This window comes from Pseudobutyrivibrio sp. YE44, from assembly GCF_900104335.1.
GTDB lineage: Bacteria > Bacillota > Clostridia > Lachnospirales > Lachnospiraceae > Pseudobutyrivibrio.
The window spans coordinates 220,393-236,721 of the sequence record NZ_FMXT01000003.1; the positions used below are offsets into that span (position 1 = coordinate 220,393).

The following is a 16,329-nucleotide window of genomic DNA, read 5'->3' on the forward strand; positions in this document are numbered from 1 at the left end:
ATAAAAATATGAACCTTAAAGTTTTAAAGACATTAGAGTATGACAAGATAATAGAGCGACTTGCTGAGAAGGCTACCTGTGAGGCAGGAAGACTTCGCTGCCAGCAGTTGCTTCCAATAAATGATATTGAAGAGATAAAGGTGATGCAGCAGGAGACAGCTTGCGCTTTTAATCGTCTGGTAAAGTTTTCAGATGTAAGCGCCAGTGGCACCACAGATTTGCGCCCATCTCTTGCCAGACTAGAGCTTGGAAGCTCCCTTGCTATAGACGAGATTCTCGCAGTGGCATCGGTGCTTGAGGTTACAAAGCGTGTGGCAAAATATGGCTCGCAGATGGAGGAAGAGGATGCCCTTAGCTTCTATTTCAATGGGCTCTCTCCTGAGGTGGCACTTCTTAACGAGATTAGACGCTGCATCATTGATGAGGAGACAATCGCAGATGATGCCAGCACAGCCCTCTTTGAGATTCGACGAGGCATGCAGCGCACAAATGAAAAGATTAAGAGTGTCATGAACTCTCTTCTTAACAACAGCACCACTAGAGGATATTTGCAGGAGCCTGTTGTTACAATGCGTCAAGGCCGCTATTGCTTGCCAGTTCGCTCTGATTACAAATCAAGAGTGCCAGGTATGGTTCACGACCAGTCTTCTACAGGAAGCACTTTCTTCATAGAGCCAATGCAGGCTGTAGATTTAAACAACGAGATGCGCGAGCTTCAGGTTCGCGAGCAGGATGAAATTCAGCGCATCCTTGCAAATCTTTCAAATAGAATTGCTGAGGTTTCAGAAGGCATAATTCGTAATTATGAATTACTTACAGAGATAGATTTTATTCTTGCAAAGGGTCGTTACGCTATAGAGCTTAATGCCAGCAACCCAGAGTTCAACGAAGATGGAATTATAAATCTTCGTGGTGCACGTCATCCACTTCTTGATCCAAAGAAGGTGGTTGCCACAGATATTAAGCTGGGAGAGGATTACAATCTCTTGCTGGTAACTGGTCCTAACACTGGTGGTAAGACTGTATCACTTAAGACCTGTGGTCTTCTTACCCTTATGGCCCAGGCTGGTCTTCACATCCCTGCAAAGGATAGAAGCCAGATTGCTGTCTTTGATGATGTGTATGCGGATATTGGTGATGAGCAGTCAATCGAGCAGTCACTGTCTACATTCTCATCTCATATGGTGAACATTGTCCACATTTTAGAGGCTATCAACGGTGGCAGCTATTCCCATGAGACAGAGGAATTAATTGCTAAGAATAAAAAGGACTTTGTGTATTCAAAGGTAATTCACGGAACCAATGAGCCTAACAAGGTGCCACAGTTCCTAATTCTTATTGATGAGCTTTGTGCAGGAACAGATCCAAAGGAAGGCGCAGCACTTGCCCAGTCTATTCTTGATAGACTTCACACCCTTGATGTTCGCACAATGGCCACCACTCACTATAGTGAGCTGAAGGTTTACGCTCTTTCTACAGAGGGTGTGGAGAACGCATCCTGTGAATTTTCTCTAGAGACACTTAGTCCAACTTATAGATTAATCATCGGTGTACCTGGAAAGTCTAACGCTTTTGCAATTTCCAGAAAACTTGGTATTCCTGTAGAGTTAATTGAGGATGCACAGGGCCGATTGTCAGAAAATGATAAATCCTTTGAGGATTTGATGGTTGATTTGGAGCAAAAGCGTCATGAAGTTGAGGAAAATGCAGCAGAAGCTGCAGCCGCTTTAAAGGAAGCTGAGGCAAAACTTGCCAACGCCACAGCCAAAGAAGAGAAAATTAAATCTCAGCGTGAGGAACTAATCCGTCAGGCTCACGAGGATGCAGCTGCTATTCTTCAGGAAGCTAAGGATATTGCCGATGAAGCCATTCGTGATTTCAATAAATTTGGAAAGGGTGGCGGAAACATTTCTGCCATGGAGGCAAAGCGTGCTGCCCTTGGAAAGGGTGTAAACAAAGCTAAGAGCAAATCCAAGGAAAAGCAGGAGGTTCAGGAAAACCACAATGTGCCTACTAACCTTCATGTAGGCGACAAGGTTAAGGTACTTTCAATGAACCTTACCGGAAATGTTTGTACACTTCCAAATGCAAAAGGTGATTTACAGGTTCAGATGGGCATCATGAAATCCACTGTAAACATTAAGGATCTTGTTCTTATTGAGGAAGAGGACAAGTTCGTTCCAAAGAAGGGTACACGTGTGAAGAACATGACCTATGGTGGCTTCAACAAGGCGGCATCAATCTCACCAGAGATAAATCTTCTTGGTTGTACCGTTGATGAGGGAATTGCCAAGCTGGAGAAATATTTGGATGATGCCTATATTAGTCATTTGACTTCAGTTCGTGTGGTTCACGGAAAAGGAACTGGCGCCCTTCGTGCTGGTGTACAGCAGTATCTTCGCAAATGCAAAAACGTGGCTGAATTTCATTTGGGAGAGTTCGGAGAAGGCGACGCCGGCGTCACAATCGTAACTTTCAAATAAATTTTTAGTAATGTAAATTAGCCCCTAGTAAGCATCAAGCTCTCAGGTTTCCGAATGAAGCATTCTAAAGCTGAATGAGGAAACACTAAGGCTTGTAGCTGTGACTAGGGGCTAGAGTAGAAAGAGAAATATATGAATAATTTTATTATTGAATATTTAAACATTGAAATTGGCTTAATATGTTTAGTTGAACTAGGCTTTATTATGATGTTCCTAAAGCAGTTCTTTAAAGAGAAAAATGGGATTTCTCTGTGCATGCTTTTGGTAGCAGTTGGTTTATTCCTGGACGCTTTTTTGATTGCTATTGGTTCTGTAAAGCCTGAAGGCATTTCTGAAAATGTTAGCAGGGTAAGATTCTTGGCCCATGGCCTTTTGATTCCATTAATGTTTCCTATATGTGGATATGCCCTGGGGTTTGGAAAGAAAGCAATGAGAATTCTTTGGGCAGTTACTGCAGTAATCATGGTAATTGGATTGGCTCAGGGCTTTGCTGTTAAGCTGGAGCCAGAGGTGCTAGGAAAGACCTACAGACATGTTTCCAGCGATGCAACCCCAATGTGGGCTGAAAAGGTGAGAAGATTATTATCCTTTGGCACCGTGATACCAGTAATTATTGTTGGAATTTATACTTGGGTAAAAAAGAAGAACAAGAATATCTTTTTAGCGGGACTTTTGATGTTTGTTTTTTCAGCAGTAGGTCCAGCTACTGGAAACTTTGATTTAATCTTTTTCTTTTCAATGATTGGTGAAGTATTCCTTTGCCTGTTTTTCTACAGATTTCTTGTAGGATTTGCAAAAGTTTAAAGATATAACTTAGTGTGACAATAGTGTGATAATTCCTGTGATATATTTTTTTCATCAACAAGGGGTACAGAAAATTAAAAAGTGGCCGATAATAAAATCGGAACAAAAAAGTTGATGAAAAAATAACAGGAGGATTCGAAAAATGGCAGTTGGTGAAATTATCAGATGTTGTACACTTGAGGAGGTTTTTAGAAAGGCATTCGAGCTTAATAGGGAAGGCATCAAGACAGAGTTTGTATCAGCAAATACTCTTCGAGTTGTTGGATTTGTATAAAGAGAATTAGTGTTTTTACATTTTTCTTTTTCATTTAAATTTCTTCCTTTTACCCAAGAATAGCTATCTAAGGCAAATGCTTTAGGTAGCTATTTTTTTGTGGTTAAAAATAATTTTTAAGAAAGGTGTTGACATACTTTATCTGTCGTAGTATATTTACTTCAACAGATGAAGTACTACATCAGACGTAGTAAACCTATCGTAGTATGACAGATGAAGTACATAAAGGAAGCAGCTCATTGACCTAGGTGATTATAATGCTGCATATTCCCGTAAAGAATAAAGGAGGTTAAACATGGCTGAAATCAGTAGTGATGTAATCCGAGGCTACAACGACACCATGATTCTTAGCATCCTAATTAAAGAGCCATCTTATGGTTATGAAATATCAAAGCAGATTAGAAACATTACAGAAGAGAAATACATAATCAAGGAGACAACTCTTTATTCTGCATTCACCAGAATGGAGAAAAACGGATACATTGAATCATTCGTTGCAGATCCAGATCCAGAAGGAAATGGAAAGAAACGGACATATTATCGTGTCACAGATGCCGGCAGAGAGTTTTACCGTATCAAATGTGAGGAATGGGATTTAACAAAAGAAGTAGTTGAGAAGTTTATTAACAAGTAACAGGATTGAAATAGGAGAAGATTATGGAAACTATAAAAAATTATTTAGAAGCAATGTTCGCAAGCATGCCTAATACTCCTGAAGTTAGAAAAGCTAAAGATGAGCTGCTTCAAATGATGGAGGATAAGTACAATGAAATGATTGCCGAGGGTGTGAATGAAAACACAGCAGTAGGCACAGTTATTTCAGAATTTGGTAATCTTGAGGAGCTGGCTGAAGATCTTGGACTTACAAAGGAAGTTGAAGAGGTTCAGGAACGTGAGAAGGAACAGCCAAGACGCTTTGTTTCGATGGATGAGATTAAAGACTTCTTAAACGTTCAAAAGCGTAGAGCATTTATGATTGCCCTTGGTGTATTCCTATGCATCACAAGCGTTGTTTGGCCAATACTTATTGACGCTTTGGCTGGAAATAACGGTGAATACTATGGAGCTGCAGTATTTCATACAAAAGCAGAAGCAATGGAAGGTGCATTGTTCTTCATATCTATCGCCATAGCAGTTGGACTTTTTGTATATAGTGGCATCATGTGCGGCGACTGGAAATACTTAGAAAAGGAAGCTTGCAAGATTGATATGCAGACAGCGGACATGGTCAAAGGTATGCGTTCTGCTTTCAAGTCTTTTAGAGTCGTTGCTGTAACAATAGGTTGCGTTCTTTGTGTAACAAGTGTTGTTCCTTGCATCCTTTTTGATGAGTCAGAGGTTGTACCTGTATTCTTGTTTATATTTGTTGGCGTCGGAGTTTTCCTTTTTGTTTACACTGGAATCATTAACGGTGGCTTTGAGAAAGTTTTGAAGTTAAATGATAGAAAAACACTCAGTGGAAATTATGGAAAAGATGAGGATGATGTTGAATATGTCAGCAAAACAGCAGAGGTTATCATGGAAGTATATTGGTCAACAGTAACCTGTATTTATTTAATTATTAGCTTCCTTACCTTCAACTGGCACACAACCTGGATTATTTGGCCAATCGCAGCTGTTCTTCGTAAGATTCTGATGACCGCTCTTGTAAAGGAGGAAGAATAAATGAGTAAGAAGATTTATTTAATCATTATTTGGGCCGTGACCCTTGTTGCAATAGTGGCAGGCTGCTTAATGCACTTTAGTGGCGCATTTAATCTTTTCGGAAAATATGGTCCTCTTGTTGAAAATACTGTTGAGCTATCAGGAGACACATTAACAGGTATCGATATTAATTGTGACTGCGCAGATTTATATGTTAAGTACGGTGACAAGATTGAAGTTACTTACAAATATCCAAATGGATGTACACCAGAGGTGAAGCTTGAGGATGGTGTATTGACTGTTAATCAGGAAATGAAAAAAGGATTTGCAATTAATATTTCTGGAAAGAACACCTACAGACTTGATGTTACGATTCCTAGAACAGCCAAGCTTGATGACGTTACAGTGAATTTGGATTATGGTGATTTAGATATTGAAGACCTTTGTTGCACATCTATGATTGTTAATACATCCTGTGGTGACGTTGATGTTAAAAATATAGAAGCAGAGAGTGGAGATTTTTCATTAGATTTTGGAGATTTTGATTTGACAAATTCAATGATTGATAGTGTTAATGCAAAGTGTGATTGCGGAGATTTGGATGTAGACGTAGATGCCAAGTATGTAGATGCATTTGTTGACTTTGGAGATGTGGATGTTACAACAGTTGATAAGAATGCTAAAATCACAGTGGATTACGAATGTGGTGATGCAACCGTTAACGGCAAAAAAGTGAAGAAAAATCACGACTAGATAGCGTCTTGCTCATAATTTGTAGTTGATGTTTAGAAAAAGTAAGAGCCTTTAGTAGGCATCAAGCTCATATGTCTCTCAAGCGAAGCTTTCTATAGCTAAGCGGAGAGATATATGGCTTGTAGTCGTAACTAAAGGCTCGTAGTATTTATGTGAACTAACTCCTTATAATTGCTACTTCATATTTCTCTAACGTGAGTTTACGCTCGATTTTGGTGTCGGAGAGAATATCGTAGCCCCTGACATCTTTGATTACAATTGGAATATTAGTGCAATTCAAATAGAAGTCGTAGCGCTTATCCTCAGAGAAACGAGAGTGCTTTTCAATGCCTATTGGTAACTTCGCATATGGGATACCAGCGTGCTCTAACATTTCTCTATAGAGGAATTCAATTTCGTTTTGATCGACTCGACAGGCAACATAGTAAGCATGTCCTTCACCGTAATTGTTTCGAGTGATGGCAGGAGTACCGGCCATGTAGTCGTTATTATATTTTGCAAGAATATCTGCAGAAACATCTCTAAGCAATTCCTGATAATCATGAACTTCAACGGAAAGTGAACGTTTGTCGGCCTTGTCTAAAAGACTGATAGACACTTCATCATCAGGATATAGGGTATCGATTTCTTCGGAACGAATACCAAAGACTTTATCAAGTCCATCTCCAGGAAAACCACCAAGGTTTGCCAACAAATCTTTATTAACATATCCTGTGAAATAGGTGCTCATAAACTGACCACCGGCCTCAACAAAGTCTGAAATCTTCTGTCCAATTCCATCATGAAGCACATAAAGCATTGGTGCACAAATAACTTTGTACTTGCTCCAGTCCCCATCAGACGAAATGATATCTGGCTCTACCCCAAGTCTCATGAATTCGTTATAGATGGACATACAGGTCTCATCGAATTTCTTTGTTTCCTTTGCAAGTGCCCATGCATCGTCCACCGCCCAGCGATTGTCCCAATCAAATATGATGGCGACCTTGTTGTCTGAAAGTGTGCCAGTTACTTCGTATATACGTTTTAAATCTTTCCCAAGGGAAGCAACCTCTTTGAAGACTCGAGTGTCGTTTGTTCCAATATGATCAATTACTGCACCGTGCCATTGTTCAGAGGAACCACGGCTCTTTCTGATTTGGAAATACTGAACAGTATCAGAACCTGCAGCAACTGCCTGCATAGAGATAAGCTTGTGCATGCCAGGACGACGATATTTGTTGTATGGGCGCCAGTTTACAACACCAGGAGCAGATTCCATCATCATGAAAGGCTGCTCAGGTTTTAAGCTTCTGAAGAGTGCATGATTGAAGCTACGCTCTAACAAATGCGAAGCGTCTGACTGCCAGTTGTTATGAGCCTCTGGATAATTGTCCCAGCTAATAACGTCAATGAACTGACTCATATAGTGATAATCATAGTCGTAGAACATTTCCATGTAGTTGGTGGTGGTAGGTTCCTTTGCGCCAGCTGCACGAAGAGTATCAATTTCGAACTTCATGAAATCTGTTGCAGACCAGGTGCTAAATCTCTTCCAATCAAGATTCAAACCCAGTACGCAGTTTTCACCATTTGAATATGGAGGGTCAATCTGATCAAAACTATTGAACTTGTGAGACCAGAAGGTGGTCCACCAAGCCTTGTTAAGCTTTTCAATGTCATGATCGTATCTTTCAGCCAGCCATTCCTGGAACTTCTTGCGACAGGTATCGCAGTAGCAATAGCCACCAAGCTCATTAGAAATGTGCCACATTAAAAGTCCAGGATGATTTGCAAATCTCTGAGCCAAAGCTGTATCCATAATGCGGACTTTCTCACGATACTCTGGAGACTGCATGCAATGATTATGGCGAACACCATGATGGTTTCTTACTCCGCGCTCATCACATCTCATGGCAGATGGATATTTTTCATCAAGCCAAGCAGGACGTGCACCTGTTGGAGTGGCAAGAACAGTATATATTCCATTGTCGTAGAGGCGGTCCATAATCTCTGCCAACCAGTCAAAGTTTATATTGCCCTCTGTTGGTTCGTGGACAGACCAAGAAAACACTCCCATAGTGACAGTGTTGATGCCAGCCTCCTTCATTAAATCTATATCTTTTCTCAAAATATCAGGTCGATCAAGCCACTGCTCTGGATTATAATCTCCACCATGAAGCAGGCCATTAACCTGAGGAAATAAAATCTTCTTGTTCATTTGAAAATCTCCTATGAATCTGAAAATCTCTGATGGCTTCTCCTTTAGAAGAAGCTGCCTGATGAGGTGTTAATAATACTGATATTAATTTATCACAGAAAAACAGCGAAAACGATTAATATTTGCGGAAAAAAGTGATAAATTCAATCATCTATTTCTAGTAGGTTATGCTATTAACTATTGAGTATAGTGATAAATATTTTTATAATTTGAACAAATAGTGAGTAAACCGTTTAAACATACAAGAAGTCATATTTATTGGAGGATGAAATGCATACTATTATTAAAAAAGATATTAAAGAGGCATTTGAAAAGCTTGGATTAAAGAACGGTGATAATGTAATGGTACACACATCTTTAAGTCAGCTTGGTTATGTTTGTGGCGGCGCTCAAACGGTTATAGAAGCTTTGACTGAGACAGTCGGAGAGGATGGCACTATTATGATGCCAACTCAATCCTGGAAAAATCTTGATCCAGAGGTGGGGGTTCATTGGACTGTGGACGAAAGCGATTGGGATTTAATTCGCGAGAATTGGCCAGCTTATGATAAAGATATTACTCCAACAAATACCATGGGAGCAGTGGCAGAAATGTTCCGTTCTTGGCCAGGTTCGATAAGAAGTGATCATCCTGCAAGATCCGTGGCAGCATGGGGGAAACAGGCAAAATATCTCACAGAAAATCACACACTTTCAAATATTTTCGGCGAAGGCTCGCCAGTTGGAAAGCTCTACGAGTTAGATGGATATGTACTTTTGATTGGAGTGGATTATGACAAAAATACCTCCATTCATTTGGCAGATGTGAGAGCAGAGTACCCTAGCAAGCATAACTCTGTAGAACATAGCGCTATCATGGAAGATGGCAAGAGAGTCTGGAAGGCCTATGAAACTCTTTTTGTAGATGGAGAGGATTTTGTTGAAATAGGAAAGGCCTTTGAGGAAAAGCATCAGGTTAAGAAATGTACTTTAGGTGATGCCACCTTAAGATTTATGAAGCAGCGAGAGCTTGTGGATTTTGCAGTAGAATGGATTGAGGCAAACCGTAAATAGTTTGCCTCAAAAAATTAAATATATAAGTCGTGATCAGTGATTGGTTCTCTGTCAACGGCTTGTTCAATGCTCCTTAGTATTAGGGAGCATTTTTCTTTTGAAAGACTATCTATATACAAACAGTTGCGAGAACCAGCAAGCATTTCGTTTATTATGTAATCTGTTGTAACAATGTTATCAGGAAGCTTTTTTAAATCTTCCAAAGAATTAATCATTGCAACTTTTTTAAATTGTTTTTTTATGGTTGCCATGCGTTCATCATTATTAGGTGTTAGTGTGACAAAGGTATAGTCAGAGTTGAATCTGTATGATGCAGCATTTTTTATTTTATCTATGTCATCGTTAATTTGGAAAAACAGAGGATCATTTATAAATCCGTTAACAGAAAGCAAAGGAATAAAATTGTTTTCCCCAAGCTTTTGGAAATCGGACTTTTCCATATCCATGCAAAGGATTGCAGCGGCTTGACTGTAATTGTCTTTTGAAGATGGATGAACAAGCAAAAGCTCATAGCCATTTTCGTGAAAGAATGATGCAAGAACATTTATAGAATGCATCTCCTCAGAGAGCTTAAGCACATTGTTGTTATTATCCGATGTGGAAAAAGCTATCAAACTCTTTTTGTTTGAAGCCAAAGCTTTTGCGGTTTGGTTAGGAGAATAGTTGAGAAGGTTAATCACGTGGAGAACCTTTTTTCTAGTTTCATCTGAAATTCTTAAATCCGTGCGTCCATTTACAACATAGGATACTGTGGCAACTGAAACACCAGCCTCTCTGGCAACATCCTTTATTGTGACCTTCTTACCTGCCATTTACTTGCCTCCATTTAAACGGTTAATCCGTTGATAAATAAATTATGTGCATTAGTGTAAAAAAAGTCAATAAAATAAAATTATGCTATTGACAGGATGGAAAAATGAGATTAGTATGTGATTATAGTTTAAACGGTTAAGCAAATCTTAAATGGGGATTTGCTTATAATTTTACGAATCTATTTAAACGGTTAAATGAATTGGAGGATTTTTCTATGAAAAAAAGAATGCTGGCATGTTTGTTAACTACTGTATGCGCATTAAACCTTGGAGTAATGACAGGTTGTGGACAGACAGAAGGAGCAGTTACTGAAGAGGTGAATGTGGAAAGCGCTGGAAAGCTTGATGAGCACACCGTAACCTTCTATGACACAGATGGACAGACAGTGCTTGATACAAAAACTGTTCAGAACAAGGAGACAGTTGATAGCTACACACCTGAAAAAGAAGGTTACACCTTTGTGGGATGGTATGTATCACCAAAGCTTACACGACAGTTTGATTTCACCAGATTGATTACAGAAGACACAAGCTTATACGCAGGTTTTGTAAGTTATTCTGAGGATACAAGAACCTTTGCAATTGTAGGCTCTGGCGAATCACAGGTTTTGAAGGATTCAGACTGGGGCAAGGTAATTGGAGATGCTCAGACAATGACAAAAACTGATAACCAACAGCAAAATGAGTACACTATCACACTTGATTTACAAGAGGGAGATCAGTTCCAGTTCGCAGTTGATTCAGATTGGGCTGACCAGAGGGGCTTCGGATATTTAGAGACTGGTATGCTTGATGGCAAGACATATTTGAAGAATGCAGGCGGACTTGGAGATACTCCTCCAGAAAAATCCAACATTCAGGTGGAGGTTGCCGGGACATATACCTTTACCCTTACAACGTATCCAGCAGAGGATGTATATGACGAAGAAAACCAGTATTACACAGAGGAAACAAAAGAGAATTTCAACTCAAATCCTTACGACACAATTACATGGACTTATAGCAATTAAAGGAGATTAGATGAACAGACACGCACTATTACATATTCCAGAATCCAGATATTGTTTTGCTACTGCGGTGGATGAGGTGGTTATTCGACTTCGAACCGCCAAGGAGGATGCTGCCGCAGGTCTTAAGGTTCAGCTTATTTACGGTGTAAAGTATGATTACCAAAAGGAGCGAAACACAGTTGATGTTCCTCTAAAATATGAGGATGAGCTTTTTGCATATTATGAGGTGAAGCTTAAGATTACAGATGTAAGATTTGTATATATTTTCAAGCTTCAGGTGGGAGCAGAAAGCTTGTATTACAGCGAGGATGGATTGACTGATACCTACAATTATGAGGAATGCTTTTACAATGTTTTTCAGTTTCCGTATATAAACGAAAACGATGTAATGCCAATGGTGGATTGGATGCAGTCATCAGTGTTCTATCAGATTTTTGTGGATAGATTTTATAAGGGCGATGACGAGAAGGATACCTCTTATATCGATATGAAGTGGGGGGATAGGCCTACACCAAAAAGCTTTGCTGGAGGAGATATTAAGGGAATAATCAAAAAGCTTGATTATATTAAGGAGCTTGGAATTTCAGCTATATATCTCACCCCAATTTTTGAATCAGATTCAAATCATAAATATGATATAAAAAATTACAAGAAGATTGATCCACATTTTGGTACTATTCAGGATTTAATCAACCTGGTAAAGGAGGCTCATGACAGGGGCATCAAAATTGTGTTGGATGCAGTGTTTAATCATTGCAGCTATGAAATGGAGCAGTTCCAGGATGTAATGAAGAATGGAAAAGAATCCATCTATTACGATTGGTTTTTAATTGACGGTGATAAGCCAGATATGAAAAAACGTAATTACGAATGTTTTGCATACTGTGATTATATGCCAAAGCTTAATACCGCTTGTGAGGATGTGCAGGATTTCCTTTTGGATATTGCTACTTATTGGATAAAGGTGGCAGATATAGATGGCTGGAGATTGGATGTGGCTGATGAAGTTTCTCATGATTTTTGGCGAAGATTCAGAAAGGCTGTAAAGGGCCAGAAGTCAGATGCAGTTATTATCGGAGAAAACTGGCATGATGCTTACCCTGCCTTGATGGGAGATCAGCAGGATAGTATTATGAATTACGCATATACGAAGATTTGTCTGGATTACTTTGCAAAGGAAAGAAGTGATGCAGTTCAGACTGCTGAAAGACTTAATGCTATACTTATGAGAAATACTGAGCAGGTTAATTATATGATGCTGAATCTTCTTGATTCTCATGATACTCACAGATTCTTTTCAGAGGCAGGAAACAATAAAAAGAAGCTTGAGACAGCATTGGCATTAACCATGTTTTTCCCTGGTACACCTTGTCTATACTATGGGACAGAACAGGCTATGGAAGGTGGTTATGATCCAGATTGCAGACGTTGTTTCAATTGGAATGAGTCGGAATGGGATAAGGAATTTCTTAACAAAGTTAAGTCCTTACTATCCCTTAAAAGAACCAATAAGGCGCTACAGTATGGGGATGTGAGTATAACTGCTGATAATAAAAAGCTTATTGTGAAGCGAAGCTTAGAAGATAAAACAATTGAGCTTGTAGTAACAAGTCCTACTGAATACGAAATTAAGGGGGTTTAGTAATGAAGAAAACAGTTGCATTGGCGTTGGCATCCACTATGTTGATAGCCTCTTTTGTTGGATGTGGAAAATCTGAGGAGAAATCAGGTACAACAAAAGCAGGTGGAGAAAATAGTATTTTTTCAGGAGAGCTTGAGGAGAACGTAACAATCCAGGTTTTGGAAAATGACACTGCCATTTCCAAAGGATATTTTAGTCAACTTATTGATGCCTTCAATAAAGAATACGAAAAGTACGGCATAACAGCTGTGGATGCAAATATGGATCAGTATTTGGATCTTGCAAATGATGGCCCTTATGGTTATGGTCCAGACGTATTATATCAGGCAAATGACGTAATAATGCAGTATGCCCAGGGAAAGCATATACTTCCACTTCCTGTGGAACAACTAGACTGTTATTCTCAGGTTCCTGAGGCTGCATGGGATGCCTATAAGGTGGATGTGGATGGACAGACATACACCTGTGGTGTGCCAGTAAATGTTCAGTGCCCAATGATGTATTATCGCAAGGATCTGCTTCCAGAGGATTGGAAGGAAAACTGGGATAAGGATGGAAATGACACTCCTGATATGGTTGAAAACTGGAATGATATGTACAAATTCTCAGTTGCAAGACACTCAGAAGATTCAAATAAGTACGGCTACATGAAATCCTTGTACGACGTATATTTTTCTAGCGGATTTCTATTCTCATATGGCGGATACATATTTGGTGATAACAACACAAACCCAGAGAATATTGGATTTGCAGCTGGTGATTCAAAAAAAGGTGCTTGGGTGTTAAGTCAGTTGGCAACTGCTATGAACGAGGATTGTATCGATGACACTATCACTACAAATGCTTATAGCAAGCTTGCTGACGGTACATATTTTGCAACACTTTCTACACCAGATACATACACTACCTTCTATGATGAACTTGTTGGTAACTATGAGGAGGAAGGTCTTTCAGAGGAAGATGCCAAGGCAAAGGCAGATGAAAAACTTGTTATGACCGCCCTTCCAAAGCTTCCAGAAAGTGGTGATTTATCAGATGAAAACCCATCCTTCATTGACAGTAAAATGATGGGTGGTGTAAATGGTTATGCTATAAGCTCATACACTAAGAGCCCTAACGCATGTTTAGCATTTGTGGATTTTGCGACTAAATATGAGATGATTATGCTTCGAAATGAGACCCTTGGTATTTCACCAGCCAGAGAGGATGTTGCAAAAGAAGTTGGTGGCTTATCTCAGGAAATGTTCGCTAATCTTGAAAAAGGAAACATTGTCCTAATGCCATCGATAAAAGAGGTTGGACAAATTTGGACTCCAGGTCAGACCTTCTTCACAGATTTGGCAAAGGACGCTTTTAGAGCTGAAACAGAAAAGAAATACAAGGATTTAGATTCTCTTCAGACAGGACTTGAGGATATGAGTCAGCAGATTCACGATGCAATTTTCACCTTGGAATAAAGGGAGTAGTATGACAAATAGATTTAAAACACTAATTAAAAATTTTATAGAAAGCTCTTGGCGGGTGAAGTTATCAGCAGTCCTTATGGGAGGAGCGCAAATTTCATATGGCTGTATCGGAAAGGGACTTTTGTTTTTCCTTACTGAGGTGGCTGCCGTAGCATACTTTGTAAACAGAGGAATCTCTGATATCGAAGGCTTTTTCACACTAGGTACCACCAAAGCTGATGCATGGACAGGAACCCTTGGAGACAATTCTGTGGTTATGCTTTTAATGGGAATATTTGCCTGGATTGTTTTGGGAATATTTGTTGCCATCTATGTGACAAATTTGAAGGATGCCCTGGCAGTGGAGGCTGATGTAAAAAGCGGGAAGAAACCTAAGAGCTTTTTGACAGAACTGAAGGAGCTACTTGATAAAAAGTTTTATATAACAGTATTAGTACTTCCGGTTATTGGAGTTTGTATCTTTAACGTACTACCAATAATTTTCATGATACTGATTTCCTTTACTAATTATGGTGGGAGCATTGTCCCTCCTGAGCTTGTTGATTGGGTTGGGATAGACAATTTCAAAAAAATACTTACACTCTCAAAATTTGCGCCCACCTTTATTAGAATATTAGGCTGGAATGTTCTTTGGGCTATACTGTCTACCACATTAAACTATTTCGCCGGTTTAGGCCTGGCCCTGCTTTTGAACAAGGACTGTGTAAAGGGCAAGGCTTTTTGGAGAGCATTCCCAGTTCTAGCCTATGCCATACCAGGTTTCATTACATTATTGGCCTTTAAATTTATGTTTTCTTACGGTGGTCCAATCAATGAAATCATAAGAATGAATGGTGGTACAGCAATAGGATTTCTTGACTTGGACGCAAAGTGGTCTGCAAGAATCATTGGATTAATAGTCAATTGTTGGATAAGTGTACCATCAATAATGCTTCTTGCAACAGGTCATTTATCCAACAGGGATATGTCCTTATATGAGGCAGCAAGAATTGATGGAGCTACTCCATTGCAGCAGTTTAAGAAGCTTACCTTGCCATTTATGTTGTTTGCCACTACGCCAGTTTTGTTAGGACAGTTTATTGGAAATTTCAACAACTTTGGTATCTTTTATTTCCTTCGAGGCGGCTTATATCTTGACGGATATTTTCTTGCCAGTGATACTGATTTGCTTATAAATTGGCTGTACAATCTTTCCATCGATAACAATTATTATTGTATAGGTGCAGCCATCAGTTTGATTATATTTGCTATTACATCAGTTATTTCATTAGTGGTGTATGTGAATTCACCATCATTTAAGGAGGAGGACACATTTCAATGATTAAACAAAATAAAGCCTCGAAAATAATTGATGTTACTTTGACCTATGCATGTCTTATAGCAGTAGCATTTGTCTTTTTCTTCCCTTGTCTTTGGATAGTGCTAGCATCCTTTTCAAAGTCGGGAAGTATATATTCCTTCAGAGGATTTTTCCCTACCAGCTACAGCGTAGGAACCTTTAAAAAGTTGTTCACAGACACTACAATGTACAACTATCCTCGCTGGTTCGTAAATACGTTATTTGTTGCAGTGGGAAGCTGTTTGCTTGGAACCTTTCTCACAATTCTTACTGCATACACAATGTCTAGATTTGATTTTAAGGCAAGAAAACCAATGATGAAATCAACTATGATTCTCAGCATGTTTCCTTCCTTTATGGGAATGACTGCAATTTATATTTTGATGACTCAGTTTGGAATGATAAATCAAATCTGGGGTTTGATATTGATTTATGCAGCTGGAGCACCAATGGGCTACCTTACTCAAAAGGGATTTTTTGATACAATCCCAAAGGCCATTGATGAGGCTGCCAAGATTGATGGAGCAAACGCAGCGCAAATCTTCTGGAAGATAAATTTGCCATTGTCTAAACCTATAATTGTGTATACGGCTCTTACTTCTTTCACCTGGCCATGGTCTGATTTTATCCTTCCTAAATTACTCCTTAAAGAGAAGGATTTGTACACAGTTGCAGTCGGCTTAATGAGCCTTGATGAGACAGAATTTGCACGATTTGCAGCAGGAAGTGTATTTATAGCAGTTCCAATAGTAATCCTTTATTTTTGCCTAGTTAAAAACATGGTTAATGGAATAGCAGAAGGTGCTGTAAAGGGATAAAACACTATAGTCTTACATTGATTATCTGTAA

At 39.2% G+C, this 16,329-nt stretch carries 14 protein-coding genes; 12 read left to right on the top strand and 2 right to left on the bottom strand.

Annotated features, from left to right (window positions below):
* The first annotated feature begins 8 nt into the window (after nt 1-8).
* The 6 genes from BLR54_RS07555 (at nt 9) to BLR54_RS07575 (ending at nt 5,958) form a co-directional block, all read left to right on the top strand.
* Nucleotides 9-2,483, top strand: coding sequence for an endonuclease MutS2 (locus BLR54_RS07555; RefSeq protein ID WP_090419016.1), 2,475 nt, complete (start codon nt 9-11; stop codon nt 2,481-2,483).
* 132 nt (nt 2,484-2,615) lie between these two features.
* Nucleotides 2,616-3,287, top strand: coding sequence for a hypothetical protein (locus BLR54_RS07560; protein WP_090419019.1), 672 nt, complete (start codon nt 2,616-2,618; stop codon nt 3,285-3,287).
* Nucleotides 3,288-3,429: 142 nt separating this feature from the next.
* Nucleotides 3,430-3,561, top strand: a complete 132-nt coding sequence (locus BLR54_RS15165; protein ID WP_255396689.1) for a hypothetical protein — start codon at nt 3,430-3,432, stop codon at nt 3,559-3,561.
* Nucleotides 3,562-3,856: 295 nt separating this feature from the next.
* Nucleotides 3,857-4,195, top strand: a complete 339-nt coding sequence (locus tag BLR54_RS07565; RefSeq protein WP_090419021.1) for a PadR family transcriptional regulator — start codon at nt 3,857-3,859, stop codon at nt 4,193-4,195.
* 23 nt (nt 4,196-4,218) lie between these two features.
* Complete coding sequence (locus BLR54_RS07570) at nt 4,219-5,226, top strand: permease prefix domain 1-containing protein (protein WP_090419024.1); 1,008 nt, start codon at nt 4,219-4,221, stop codon at nt 5,224-5,226.
* Nucleotides 5,227-5,958 carry a DUF4097 family beta strand repeat-containing protein gene (locus BLR54_RS07575; RefSeq protein ID WP_090419028.1) on the top strand — a complete coding sequence of 244 codons (732 nt, stop codon included), beginning with the start codon at nt 5,227-5,229 and terminating at the stop codon, nt 5,956-5,958.
* A gap of 157 nt (nt 5,959-6,115) precedes the next feature.
* On the opposite strand, the gene BLR54_RS07580 is transcribed toward BLR54_RS07575, so the two are convergent.
* Nucleotides 6,116-8,158, bottom strand: coding sequence for a beta-galactosidase (locus tag BLR54_RS07580; protein ID WP_090419031.1), 2,043 nt, complete (start codon nt 8,156-8,158; stop codon nt 6,116-6,118).
* A gap of 270 nt (nt 8,159-8,428) precedes the next feature.
* On the opposite strand from BLR54_RS07580, the gene BLR54_RS07585 reads away from it, so the two are divergent.
* Nucleotides 8,429-9,211, top strand: coding sequence for an AAC(3) family N-acetyltransferase (locus BLR54_RS07585; RefSeq protein ID WP_090419035.1), 783 nt, complete (start codon nt 8,429-8,431; stop codon nt 9,209-9,211).
* Nucleotides 9,212-9,225: 14 nt separating this feature from the next.
* Here BLR54_RS07585 and BLR54_RS15080 read toward each other — a convergent pair whose 3' ends face one another.
* On the bottom strand, nt 9,226-10,023 hold the full coding sequence (locus BLR54_RS15080; RefSeq protein WP_090419037.1) for a LacI family DNA-binding transcriptional regulator: 798 nt from the start codon (nt 10,021-10,023) through the stop codon (nt 9,226-9,228).
* A gap of 215 nt (nt 10,024-10,238) precedes the next feature.
* Between BLR54_RS15080 and BLR54_RS07595 the strand changes: the two genes are divergently transcribed.
* The 5 genes from BLR54_RS07595 to BLR54_RS07615 all read left to right on the top strand — a co-directional run bounded on the left by BLR54_RS07595 (nt 10,239) and on the right by BLR54_RS07615 (nt 16,298).
* A complete protein-coding gene (locus BLR54_RS07595; RefSeq protein ID WP_090419040.1) occupies nt 10,239-11,033 on the top strand; it encodes an InlB B-repeat-containing protein in 795 nt (264 codons plus the stop codon).
* 10 nt (nt 11,034-11,043) lie between these two features.
* Nucleotides 11,044-12,675, top strand: a complete 1,632-nt coding sequence (locus BLR54_RS07600) for a glycoside hydrolase family 13 protein (RefSeq protein ID WP_090419043.1) — start codon at nt 11,044-11,046, stop codon at nt 12,673-12,675.
* A 2-nt stretch (nt 12,676-12,677) separates the two neighbouring features.
* The gene (locus tag BLR54_RS07605; RefSeq protein WP_090419045.1) at nt 12,678-14,132 is read left to right on the top strand and encodes a sugar ABC transporter substrate-binding protein; all 1,455 of its coding nucleotides are present in this window, start codon (nt 12,678-12,680) and stop codon (nt 14,130-14,132) included.
* Between the two features lie 85 nt (nt 14,133-14,217).
* Complete coding sequence (locus BLR54_RS07610) at nt 14,218-15,462, top strand: carbohydrate ABC transporter permease (RefSeq protein WP_090419180.1); 1,245 nt, start codon at nt 14,218-14,220, stop codon at nt 15,460-15,462.
* The gene (locus tag BLR54_RS07615) at nt 15,459-16,298 is read left to right on the top strand and encodes a sugar ABC transporter permease (RefSeq protein ID WP_090419048.1); all 840 of its coding nucleotides are present in this window, start codon (nt 15,459-15,461) and stop codon (nt 16,296-16,298) included. Before BLR54_RS07610 ends, BLR54_RS07615 begins: the two co-directional genes overlap by 4 nt.
* Nucleotides 16,299-16,329 lie beyond the last annotated feature (31 nt).